At 43.8% G+C, this 11569-nt stretch carries 6 protein-coding genes; all 6 read right to left on the reverse strand.

What is annotated here, in order from left to right:
• Positions 1–80: 80 nt before the first annotated feature.
• A complete protein-coding gene (locus tag OCV65_RS04630) occupies positions 81–1025 on the reverse strand; it encodes an IS3 family transposase (protein WP_317258785.1) in 945 nt (314 codons plus the stop codon).
• The gene (locus OCV65_RS04635) at positions 980–1660 is read right to left on the reverse strand and encodes a transposase (protein WP_262581097.1); all 681 of its coding nucleotides are present in this window, start codon (positions 1658–1660) and stop codon (positions 980–982) included. The genes OCV65_RS04630 and OCV65_RS04635 overlap by 46 nt, the downstream gene beginning before the upstream one ends.
• Positions 1661–1792: 132 nt before the next feature.
• Positions 1793–3925: a L,D-transpeptidase family protein gene (locus tag OCV65_RS04640; protein ID WP_262581098.1), complete on the reverse strand. Its 2133-nt coding sequence runs from the start codon at positions 3923–3925 to the stop codon at positions 1793–1795.
• 122 nt (positions 3926–4047) lie between these two features.
• Positions 4048–6453: a GH25 family lysozyme gene (locus OCV65_RS04645; protein ID WP_262581099.1), complete on the reverse strand. Its 2406-nt coding sequence runs from the start codon at positions 6451–6453 to the stop codon at positions 4048–4050.
• A 28-nt stretch (positions 6454–6481) separates the two neighbouring features.
• Positions 6482–9013: a glucosaminidase domain-containing protein gene (locus tag OCV65_RS04650; RefSeq protein ID WP_262581100.1), complete on the reverse strand. Its 2532-nt coding sequence runs from the start codon at positions 9011–9013 to the stop codon at positions 6482–6484.
• A gap of 45 nt (positions 9014–9058) precedes the next feature.
• Positions 9059–11440 carry an NlpC/P60 family protein gene (locus OCV65_RS04655; protein ID WP_262581101.1) on the reverse strand — a complete coding sequence of 794 codons (2382 nt, stop codon included), beginning with the start codon at positions 11438–11440 and terminating at the stop codon, positions 9059–9061.
• Between the last annotated feature and the right edge of the window lie 129 nt (positions 11441–11569).

Raw genomic sequence — 11569 nt, forward strand, 5'->3', positions numbered from 1 at the left:
TGAACTGCTTCCCGTCAAGTAGACAATCAAAAAAATAAAAACTATTTCTGCCACCAGATACGAGAAACTGGTGGCAGTTTTTATGCCGCCAACATATACTGTTCGTGTTTTTCAAACGGAGTTAATACTCCAAGATTTCTTTGTAATCGTTTCGTGTTGTAATACTCAATGTAATCTTCAATCATAGTAATAAGAGATTCTCGATCGGTAAATTTTTTGCCGTAATAGCGTTCTCTCTTTAGGATTCCCCAAAACCCTTCCATTGGACCATTGTCAATACATTTTGCAACTCTGGACATACTTTGAGTCATTCCTGCAGCTTCTAATTTTGCGTGAAAAGTACGACTTGTGTATTGGTAACCTCTATCAGAATGACACAATGGATGAGCATTCGGATTACTTTCAATAGCTTTGTCAAAAGTATCAAATACTAATGCATTATTATTGCTGTCTCTAATTACGTAGGATACAATCCGTCTATCATAAAGATCCAGAATGGCACTTAGATATACTTTGTGTTTTTCTTGTCCGGTATAATATTTAAACTCTGTAACATCAGTAAGCCATTTTTCGTTTGGAGCATCAGCATAAAATTCTCGATTCAATACATTTTCAGCTATAAATTGTGGATTTGCAGCCTGACGCGTGCATCCATTGTTTGAGTACTTAATTGTTGATTTGATATTCTTTTTTCTGCAAATGCGAAGTACTCGTTTATCATTCACTTTTATATCATGATAGCGTTCTAGGTCGTCTCGTATTCTTCGGTAACCTTTGTCTGGAGAGTCTGTATGTATTTGTTCAATCGTTTCTGCAATACGCTCATTTTCTATCTCATTAGTCGGAATTTCCCTATTTAACCACTTGTAATAGGCTGCTCTACTTACATTTCCCAATTTACAAAGAGCACAAATTGGATATCCGTATGTTTCGTTTTCTTCTTTAATCGCCTGATAAATATGTTTGTGTCGTAGCAGGCTTAGCCCCGCCTCCTCTCTATTTCGTTGAGTTTTTTTAGGAATGATGCCTCCATTTCAGCTTTTTGTCGCTTGGCTTTTTCCAACTTTAATTCAGCACGAAGTCGTTCTATTTCAGTAAGCGTATCTTCCGGCTTGCGTTTGCCACGATTATCTTGCAACGCATCAATTCCGCCATTTTCATATTTTACGGTATAGTTTCGTGCTTGTTGATAGGAAACACAAAATTTTTCAGCAGTTTCAGCGTAATTATGATCATGCGAAATACAATATGAAGCGATTTCTATTCGTTCTTCAAATGTGGTTTTTCTTCCTTTGGTCATGATGACAGTTCCTCCTGTTCCGGAAGCTTTCAGCTCCTCATGACCATTATACTTCTTTATCCAGTTCCTGAGTTGAGCAGTTGAATGAATTTTAAATTTTTTACAGATACTCATAAGAGAACCTTCTCCATGCAAATATGCTGCAACCGCTTGTTCTTTTTCTTCTTTAGTATAATGCTTATTTTGATTTGTAGAAAATGCATCCACACCCATCGCTCTGTATTTATTCACCCACAGTCTAACGGCAGATACATCAATTCCAAATCTATTCGCAATGGAATACATACTCTCTTTACCATCTAAATATTTTTGTACAGCATTTAGTTTTTCTTCTATGCTGTACTTAACTTTTCTACTCAAAAAAATACCCCCTTTCAGGAAACAAGTTTTTATTATTTTACTTGTCTACCTAAAAGGGAGCATATCAATACCACGAAAGAGTGTTTTTATTATTCTGCACAGACTGTTTATTAATTGTCTGCTGACTGTTATTTAGTTATATACAACAACCGTTGTTCCTCGCGGAATATTGTCATAAATCCATTTACAATTTGGCATTTCCAGTCTGACACATCCGTGAGATAATCCCATTCCCACACGTCCGTCTGCAATAGAGCCATTCGGCCAGCATAATACACTGTGGAACAGATAATCTCCGTAGAACTGTGTCCACCAGAAGCATCTGTATGCACCGGAATTGAAATAATAACCTCTGTTACCCACACTGAATACACCTCTTACTGTCGGTGTACTTGGTTTTCCGTCACCGCATGCCCAGTACTTGACACAAGTCCAGAATCCTCTTGATCCCTGGTAAATACCAACTCTGTGAGTTTTTCCATCTACCATGATAATGTACTGCGTCGGACTGCTGTACATATTAGCACGTGCGTACATTGCAGCATCCGGTCCGGATGACTTTCTGGTCTGTGTATAATATCTGGAATTAGCTCCCGGCGCAGATGCATCTTTTGATACAAGCTTGATCTGCATACCTTCCATACGATAACTGATCTTAGATGTTCCTGCTGTCTGTCCATTCTTCGCCCAGCCGAGCCAGCCATATTTTTGAACATACGTACGGTAATAAATATCGTAATGCTTTGCAAAATCTCCTGTTAATTTAATCTTAACAGCTTCCATACCGCGGGAACCATCGTCGCAGCCTGCGAACTGTCCCTGTTCAGACCATCCTGTCCAGCCTGTACTTGACAAATATGCTGCATATTGAATAGATCCTTTTGGAAGATTCGCAATACTTTCATCCTGATTCAGATACAATGTAATGCCTTCGAGTCTCTTACTCTTTCCGGTCACACCTACGGTACTTCCCTGTGCTATTTTTCCAGTTGTGCCCTGGCCCTGTACTTTACCGGTATAATAAAAGTCACTGTTCTGGTATCCCTGCAGATATGTCGTGCCAGCTGTAGACGGTGGTGTATCGCCTTTTTTCACCAGTTTGATCTTCATCGCTTCGATACGCTTACTGAGATTCATAGATCCGGCAAGTGCGTCATCTCCGCCACACACATATGCTGACCAACCGATTCTGGCAAGATATACCCTGTAGTATACATCATAATATTCCGCCACTTCTCCTGTCAGCTTCACGCGGAGTGCTTCAATACGTTTGCTCTTTCCGGTCGTTCCGGCAAGCTGTCCGTCACTTTTCCAGTCCTGCCAGCCATTTCCCTGTACATATACTTGGTATGCAATTCCTCCGGTATATCCGGTTGTTCCTTCCACATCCGGAAGACTGATCTTAAGCGCTTCCATTCTCTTGCTCTTTCCGGTTACGCCATTTACTGCGTTGTCATATCCTTTGGATCTCCATCCATAACTCTGCATATGCGTCTGGTAACCTACCAGCGGACACTTATATGCATTTCCTGTACTTTCCGGTGCATCTTCACCTTTCTTCACCAGTTTGATCTCAATGGCTTCCATTCTCTTTGACGCTGTCGCACTTCCGGCTTTTTCTCCATTCTTTGCCCAGCCGAGCCATCCGTAAGTCTGTACATGTGTACGGTAATACACATCATAATCATCCGCAATAGATCCTGTAAGCTTTACAGTAATTGCTTCCAGACGTTTCGCCTGTCCGCTGGTTCCGGACACAGCACCATCTTTGACTGCATTCTGCCAGCCATAGCTCTGTACATGTACTGCATATTCAACACCGCTGCCTTCGTACTTTTCAGGCAGATCAGTTAATTTGATCTTGATTGCTTCCAGGCGCTTCGCTTTACCTGATGTTCCTGCAAGCGCACCATCCTTCACCGTCTTCTGCCATCCATAACTCTGTACATGCGTCTGATATTCTATGCTGACCGGTTTTTCTTCTTCCTGTTCTTCTTCATCAGATGGTTCTTCTGCTGCGGGTTCTTCTGTTGGTTCCCCGTCATTCTCTCCTTCTCCATCCAGTTCCGAATCTTTCACCGCATCTGCCACATCTGAACTCTCATCCCCTGTACCGGCATTACCGCCTGCTCCAACACTCTGTCCGCTCTGGATATCTCCATTCACTTCCGATGCATCTGCATGAAGTGCGGAGATGGAGCTGGTGCCCACAAGTGTCAGACAAAGAAGCATAGCCATTATACTTTTCCGAATGCGTGACTTCATTTTCATTTCCTCCCATATTGATATTGACAGATCATCCTGTCCTATATTGTATATTACCAATATTTACATATAATATTACCATTATATAATGCCAGGCGTCAATTCAATCCCTGTATACTCTCTTATTTTTTCACAAAAGGCTTCGATGTACTTCCCGGAGCTTTGCCTCCTTTTTCCACCAGTACAATCTGTACCGCTTCCAGACGTTTTGCAAATCCTTCCGTACCTGCGCTCTCACCATTCTTTGCCCAGCCCAGCCATCCATAAGTCTGACTGTGCACCCGATAATAGATATCGTACTTCTCCGCCATCTGGCCGGTCAGCTTAATTTGAATTGCTTCCAGACGTTTCGCCTGTCCGCTGGTTCCAGCTGTATTCCCGCCTGTTACCCAGTTCTGCCAGCCATAGGTCTGTACATGCGTTTTGTATTGAATGTACTGGTTCATCTTAGCATCCGGGAATCGAATCTGAATTGCCTCCAGACGCTTTGCTTTTCCTGTCGTTCCACTTGTTTCTCCATCATAGCTGTAATCTTTCCAGCCATAGGTCTGTACATGCGTGCGGTATTTTATTTCAGCCTGTTTATATGTATTTGCCGTACTTCCCGGTGCCGCCGCTCCTTTTCGCACAAGCTTCACCTGTACTGCCTCTACTCGTTTTCCATAATCTATCGTACCTGCCGTCTGATCATTCTTTGCCCAGCCAAGCCAGCCAAAGCTTTGACAGTACGTCCGGTAATATACATCGTAATACGATGCCATCTCACCTGTCAGATGGATTTTAACAGCTTCTATACGCTTACCGCTTCCCTGCGTTCCTGATGACGCTCCATCTTTCTTTTCACCAGTCCATCCTGTACTCTGCACATATGTATTATATACAATGCTTCCTGTCCCTTCTCCATTCGCAATCTTCATCTGCAGACTTTCCAGTATTCTGGCCTGTCCGCTGGTTCCAGCTGTTTTTCCATCCGCTGCCGACAGCCAGCCGATCCCTTTGGCATATGCACTATATTTCACCGCAGTTGCAGTTTTTACAAACGGCTCAGCTGTACTTCCCGGTGCTGCGCTTCCTTTTGGTACAACAGCGATCTGCATTGCTTCCACTCTCTTACTATATCCCTGTGTTCCAGCTGCTTCGCCATTCTTTGCCCAGTCAAGCCAGCCATAACTCTGCGCATGTACACGATAATATATATCATACTTAGACGCCTGACTTCCTGTCAGTTTGATTTTAACAGCTTCAATACGTTTACTTTTTCCCGTTGTACCTGCAAGCGTTCCATTTGACACATAATCCTGCCAGCCATATGACTCCACATGTGCAGAATACTGGATTCCAAGATCTCCGTATCCACTTCCTACATTAATCTTAAATGCTTCCAGACGTTTCGCATATCCGGTCACACCTGTCTGGTATCCATTCTGCACCACCGGCTGCCAGCCAAATGTCTGCATATAAGACTGATATGAGATAATCTTAGAATCATTCACTTTTACAGGCTGTTCATCAAAAGTTTTCAACATCCAGAAGTTCAGATCCACATTACCGTTCACGCCATTTACACTGCCGGTACTTGTACACTGCCACATATCGTAAGATTCGCTGTAATTGCATTTGTTTCCCCATTCTGCAATCCATTTTGACCAGGAAGCATTCTCAAATGTAGACGTATTCAGGTAAGAAGTCCACCAGCTTCTGCTGGCATAAATACCTACGCGGTATCCTGCCGCTGATACTTTATCACAGTATGTCTGAGCCATCTGTGATATCATACTCTTTCCTGCATTCTCTACCGTCTTATCCTCCAAGTCATAGTAAACCGGAAGTGATGGGTGATGTCCTTTCAAAAGACGGATCGTATGCTCTGCCTCACTCCGCGCATCTGCTGTACTATCTGCATAGGAATATAAATATACGCCATAAGGAATTCCAAGACGTTCACATTCCGACACATTGTACTCCCAGTATGTATCGTCATAATATGTCAGGTTACTTCCATACCCGCATCGGATCACAGCGTATTCGATACCATCCGCTTTTACCTTCGCCCAGTCAATCTTTCCCTGCCACTGGCTGACATCAATACCTTTCTTTTCAGCTCCCTGAATAATGTCGCCATTGCCATTCACATATCGGCCGTTTACTTTGTTCCAGGCATTAGATGCTGCTCTGCTGCTGTATGCGGCCACTCCATCCCCCTGGTCAACCGGTTCACCGTCACGATATCTCCAGCTGTTCGCCTTTAATTCCTCAGGTTCACTGGCATCATCGGTATTATCCTCAGTCTGAGACTGCTCTTCTTCTGCTTCACTGTTTTCATCTGGCTGATCCTGCTGCCCTTCATCAGCTGTAACATCTTCCTGCTGATTTTCATTGTCCTGTGAGTCTTCTGCTGTACTGCCTGTTTCTGTCTGAGAAATGTTCTGCTGTTCTTCAGCATCTGCTTTCAACGGGTTCACAGTTATACTTCCCACAAGCATCAGACCCGCCATAATCAGGGCAATTGCTCTCTTTTGTTTTTTCATAATACACTCCCGAAATACTTCTTATATATTATTGTGTTATATAGCTGCCTTCTGTACTTCCCGGTACGTCATTTCCTTTTGGAACCAGCTTAATCTCGACTGCTTCCATACGTTTAGCAAGACCTGATGTTCCTGCCGGCTCTTCATTTTTAGCCCATCCAAGCCATCCATAACTTTGGCTGTGTACCCGGTAATACACATCATACTTCTCAGCCATAGCTCCAGTCAGCCGTATCTGTACCGCCTCAAGACGTTTGGCTTTGCCCGATGTACCGGCAGACTTTCCATTACTTACCCAGTCCTGCCAGCCATAAGACTGTACATGCGCGCGGTATTCAATAGCTCCTTCTGCTTCTGGATTTACTAATTTAATCTGAAGTGCTTCCAGACGTTTCGATTCACCGGAAGTTCCAGCTGTCTCTCCATCGAACGCCCAGGACTGCCATCCATAGGTCTGTACATGTGTTTTATATTTTACCAGTGATTGAACATACGGATTCTCTGTACTGCCCGGTATAGTTCCTCCTTTTGGAACTAATTTAATCTGTATTGCTTCCAGACGTTTTCCATATCCGGAAGTTCCTGCACATTCACCATTCACCGCCCAGTCAAGCCATCCGTAACTCTGGCTGTGTACCCGGTAATAAATATCATATTTATCTGCCATCTGGCCTGTCAGCTGAATCTGCACTGCTTCCAGACGTTTCGATTCGCCGGAAGTTCCTGCTTCTGCTCCATTTTCTTTCCAATCCATCCAGCCATAGGTCTGACAGTGTACTCTATACTTTACTCCGCCTTCCACAGATGGACTGCGCAGACTGATCTTCAGCGCTTCCAGACGTTTCGATTCATCGGAAGTTCCCGCTGTCTCTCCATCGGATACCGTATCCATCCAGCCGTAGGTCTGACAATGTACCGAATAATCAATTCCTTCCTCCGGCGTCACAATATCCGTTCCTGAATCGCCGCCACTGCCGCCGGAATTACCTCCGCTGTTATCTCCGGAATTATCTCCCGGTTTCCAGCTTCCCTGTGATATGATCTTCACATAGTCTTTGCTGATATAGCTGTACATATTATCAACACTATATTTGCCGGAAGAAGTATCAACTGCTGAACGTCCGCTGTTGAGTACTGCATCACTCTGGATCTCATAAAATCCGTCTTTTTCTCCGCGGATCAATACCGAATAATTAGAATGACTTCCTGTTGTGTATAATACCGCAGTTGATGTAGATGCTTCTTTCCGGACATTCACATTGTTATGTGTAATATTGTCTGTATCCTTTATTCCTATCGTATACTTTTCCTTATCTTTATATCCGCCTGCTTTGTCCAGATTCCATGCTACATTAGCTATTTCCTCGCCCCAATACGGATTCGATGCATAACTGACATTAATGCCGCTGGACTTGTCACCCAGAAATGCGCCATGATAATATGTATAACCAGGCCTGAGATATCGTTTCGACAGATATGTTTCTGAAAAATCTTTAATACATCCGTCTACACTGTTGAAAGTAAATGCCTGGCCGGTATCACTATCTACCGCATTCAGTCCAAAGAGATTATTGCGGTTTAATGCATAATAACTTTTTCCCCATCCACTTTCACATGCTGCCACGCTGGCCATAAGAAGTGCATTTGTACCATATGTATTCTGGTAATTCACAAATGTACTTCCGGTGTTATACATCTTCGAACTGCTGCCGGCATAAGTATTAATAAAACTGTCCAGTTCACTGCCCGAATATTCCGTTACCGTTCTAAGCGGCAGATACTGATAATAATTGTAATAAGGATTACCTGCATTCACTGCATGACTTCTGGTATCAGACTGGTAATCTAACAACATTTTTGAATAACTGGTATAAAAGTAATGTCCGTCATAACTATAATAGGTAGTTCCGGCTGTCAGATAATCCGGACGCATTCCAACCATCACAGATGCACCCCACCCCGGTGTCGTCATATTCATACAGATATGGTGTACTAATGTTGTACTGTCCGCATAATAACTGCTGTAACTCTGTGCATTATCAAGATCTGTAACCTGTACTTTAGATTCATCCACTTCACCGATCACGCCGGCTATCATAAATCTTACTTTTCCGTTCGATGTGCCAAGATACGCTCCATCTGCTCCTACTGCACCACAGATATATCCCGATGCGCCGGTCTTGTACTCCGTATATTCTGTCACTTGTGAACTGCTGACTGCTTCCCCTTTTTTATTAGCACGGAAATTCACAATCTTTACTGAAGTGCTTCTGGCTCTGTCAGCGCTGTCCTCTTCATCCTCTGCCGGAAGCGCTGTATCTGAGCTGCTGTCTTCTATCAGAGATGTATTACCATTTTCATCTACCCGGTAGATCTCATCGAGTCTGCGCTGTCCATCCATAGACGCATCCTTACTTGAATCGTCATTAATGATTGACACATTCTGTTCTTCTGCAACCTGTTCCTGCGAAACATCTTCCTGCGCATACACTGATCCGGCATTCCCGATCAGCATTCCTGCACATAATAACCCCATTATAATCCTTTTCGCTCTCCGCATATACTTCCCTCCTGTGTACTGCCTTATCCACTGATGCCATTCATTTTATACAAAAGGTCTTGCAACACCTTTAATATTCGCTCTGGATCCGCTTCCATATCGAACCGGTGCTACCATTACTTTATTCGGCCATGCCTCAATCACCTGATTATTACCAAGATAAATTGCCACATGGATTACTACGCCGTTACTGCTCTGGTAGAAAATCAAATCTCCCCGCTGTCTCTGGCTGTACGGCACATGTTTAAACTTAGATGACGCCCACATATTTCTGGACTCATACTCATGTCCCGGCTGTGCATGGCTGACCGGATTGATCGGGGATGTATCCAATCCTGCTGCATACAGTGCCTGCATAACCAGACCGCTGCAGTCGACGCCAAGTCCCGGTGCTCCAGATGCGCCAATCACATAATCATTACCAAGATAATCATATGCCCGCTTGATCATTGCTTCAATGTGCTGATTACGTGTACTGTTTTCATTAACACGGATAGGACTCACATATTCACCCCATGATTTCCACTGTGTCTCATCAAATCCCATTGCAAGCCATGTAAGCAGATCTACATTACCGGTCGCTGTCAGTCCATGCGCTTTCTGGAATTTCTTGACTGCATTTACGACATTATTGCCATAAAAAGCACCGCCCATGCCAACGCCATTTCCAAGTCTCAGTTTCTGGATAACCTTACGTACTTTAATACCTTCATATCCATAAGAAAGTGTATAATCACCGCCAGATAACGTAATCTTATCTTTGATCTGATAATACTGTGCAGGATTCTGATACTTTCTGTATTTGGTCTCTGTGTAATAGCGGCTGTTTGCCAGTGCCGAAGCATCTTTAGATACTAACTTAATCTGAAGAGCTTCCAGACGATAACCTATCTTCGTCGAACCGGCAGCCTGTCCGTTCTTCGCCCAGCCAAGCCATCCGTATTTTGCAATATATGTCCGGTAATAAATGTCATAATACTTCGTCAGATCTCCTGTCAGAGATATCTTAACAGCTTCTATTCCCTGACTTCCATCTGTGCATCCACTCACTGTGCCATTTGACACTTCATCCTGCCAGCCTGAATCAGAAAGATATACTGCATATTTGATATCTCCTGCCGGACTTGCATCATCACTATTGTCCAGTGTTATGTTCAGACTTTCCAGTCGTTTTGCCTTGCCGGTTGTTCCCAGTGTCTCTCCGCTTGCCGCAACACTGCTTTCTCCTGACTCCTGTACAATACCGCTGTAAACCAGCTGTCCTTTTGTCAATCCTCTTACATATTTAACTCCGCTGGTATCCGGCGTCTGTTCTCCTTCTTTTACCAGCTGGATCCGGATTGCTTCGATACGTTTGCTCAATTCTGTACTTCCGGCAGTCTCACCGTCTTTTGCGTAACTGCTCCAGCCAATCTTAGCCATATGCACACTGTAATATACACTGTAATGTTCTGCCATCTCTCCAGTCAGCCGTACTTCTACTGCTTCAATACGTTTGGATGTTCCAACCGTACCGATCTGCTGGCCGTTCTTCTTCCATGCCTGCCAGCCTGTTCCCTGTACAAAAGCCCGGTATTCTATATCTCCGTCATATTCCTTATCCGGCAGACTGATCTTCAATGCTTCCAGGCGCTTTCCCTTTCCGGTTACTCCGCCATTTGCATTATCATACACCTTTGCCAGCCATCCATAAGACTGTGAATGTGCCTGATATGCAATCTTTCTGGTTACATAGCTGTTACTTTCACTTCCCGGTGCCGGATCTCCTTTTTTAACCAGACAGATCTGGATCGCTTCCATACGTTTACCGTAGGTTGCACTTCCTGATCTTTCATCATTCTTTGCCCATCCAAGCCATCCATAACTCTGAATATGCGTCCTGTAATATACATCATATTTATCTGCCAGTTCTCCGGTAAGACGTATCTTTACCGCCTCTACTCTGAGCCTTCTTCCTGAAGTACCTGACAGCTGTCCATTGCTTACATATGGCTGCCATCCTATACTCTGCACGTGTGCTGCGTATTCGATTCCGCCCTGTCCCTCCGGAACATTTTCCAGATTGATCTTAATGCCTTCCATCCGGAGCGAACGTCCTGATGTACCGGCAAGCGCACCATCTTTTACACTTTTCTGCCATCCTATACTCTGTACATGCGCTGAATAAGAAACAGACGGTACCATCTCTTCTGCATCCTGTTCCTCTTCAGCAGGAGTATTGTCCGTATTTCCTGACACGCTATCCGGCTCTTTAACCTCCGGCTGCTGTTCATCTCCAGATTCTGAATCCGCATCGTCCACTGAAGGATCGCCCTGAGTCTCCTCCTGTACTTGTGTAACTTCACTTGCTTTACTCTGTATTCCCGGCATCCAGCAGCCCGCACATAACGCTGCTATCAGCACTACAACAGCAATCTTCTTTTTCATTATACTTACCTCCGCATATAGTACACGCAATTTTACATATCTCATTATAGCTATTATAGCTGAATTTTTCAATGAAAAAGGCCGGATTTGCCTGTTAAGTAAAACAATGCTATACTTTTATTACAATTT

The sequence above is a fragment of the Dorea ammoniilytica genome (assembly GCF_025567415.1).
In the GTDB taxonomy this organism is placed as follows: domain Bacteria; phylum Bacillota; class Clostridia; order Lachnospirales; family Lachnospiraceae; genus Claveliimonas; species Claveliimonas ammoniilytica.